Origin of the sequence: Promicromonospora sp. NPDC057138 (assembly GCF_042670845.1) — a bacterium.
Classification (GTDB): Bacteria; Actinomycetota; Actinomycetes; order Actinomycetales; family Cellulomonadaceae; genus Promicromonospora.
In genome coordinates, this window is sequence record NZ_JBHUUX010000144.1 from 1 (window position 1) to 1,282 (window position 1,282).

Annotated in this window: 1 protein-coding gene; it reads right to left on the reverse strand. The window is 66.5% G+C overall.

Going from position 1 to position 1,282, the window contains the following annotated elements:
* Positions 1–25 precede the first annotated feature (25 nt).
* Positions 26–1,234 carry an IS30 family transposase gene (locus ACFT2C_RS29100; RefSeq protein ID WP_377210583.1) on the reverse strand — a complete coding sequence of 403 codons (1,209 nt, stop codon included), beginning with the start codon at positions 1,232–1,234 and terminating at the stop codon, positions 26–28.
* Between the last annotated feature and the right edge of the window lie 48 nt (positions 1,235–1,282).

Consider the following 1,282-nt stretch of genomic DNA (forward strand, 5'->3'; position numbering starts at 1 on the left):
CCCGTTGTCAATCGGTTAGTGCAACTTAGGCGGCTTGGGCCAGGAGGTTCTTGAGTGCTTGGGCGGGGGTCTTCAGGTCGAGGGTGGGTCGTGGCCTGGCGTTGAGCATGGTCGCGACTCGCTTGAGGTCTTCGGGGCCCCAGCCGGACAGGTCGGTGCCTTTCTCGAACCAGTGCCGCAGGAGCCGGTTGGTGTTCTCGTTGGAGCCGCGCTGCCACGGGGAGTGCGGATCGGCGAAGTAGACCGGCATCTGCAGATCGAGCTGGATATCGACGTAGCCGGCCATCTCCGAGCCCCGGTCCCAGGTCAACGACCGGCGCAGATGCGCGGGTAGGTCACTCATCGCGGTGATCATCGCTGTCGCGACGGTCTCGGCGGTGTGATCGGTCGGTAGGTGCAGCAAGATCGTGTACCGGGTGGTGCGCTCGACCAGGGTCCCGATCGCGGAGGTGTTGCCCGTGCCCAGGATCAGGTCGCCTTCCCAGTGCCCGGGCACGGCCCGGTCGGCGACCTCGGCCGGCCGCTGGGAGATCTTCAACGCGTCCTTGAACGGCCGCCCTCCCCTGGCCGCTCCGGCCCGCTCACGCGGCTTGCGCCACGCCCGACCGGTGGACAACTGTTTGTGCAGGTCAGCGCGCAGACTCCCGCGGGACTGGACATACAGACTGCGGTAGATCGTCTCGTGACTCACCCTGGCTCCCCGATCATCGGGATGATCCTCACGCAGGACCTTCGCGATCAGGCCCGGTGACCATCCCTGGTCCATCCACCCGGCGATCTTCTCGCACAACCGGTCCTGGTCGAGCTTGTGACCCTTGGGCCGCCTGGCCCTGGCAGCAGCCTTCACATCCGCGACCCACGCGTGATAGACCCCGTCCGACCCTGTGTTCCGGCCCAGCTCACGCGAGACCACCGACTTGTCCCGCCCGATACTCACCGCGATCCGGGCCAGGGACCAGCCCAGATCCCGCCCGTGCTGGATCGAGATCCGTTCATCCAGACTCAACCGGCGCCCCGGACCTCCGGGCCGGTCCGGATCAGGCACCACACGCAGACTGTTACCACCCCTGCCCGACCTCAACAGTCCCATCCCGGCAGCCTGGACCCACCACTCACGGACCGTCGCGAACGACACCCCGCACATCACGAACGCCTGCAACATCGGCATCCCCGACGCCACAGCATCCAGCACTTCCCGCCGCTTGGACAACGGCCAGGGATACCCAGACGGCATCACAACCCCCGATCACTCGAACGTTGCACTGACCGTATGAATCCGCCG

Bases quoted from the DNA above. Each gene is read 5' to 3' on its own strand.
- ACFT2C_RS29100 (WP_377210583.1), bottom strand. From the start codon at position 1,234: ATGCCGTCTGGGTATCCCTGGCCGTTGTCCAAGCGGCGGGAAGTGCTG.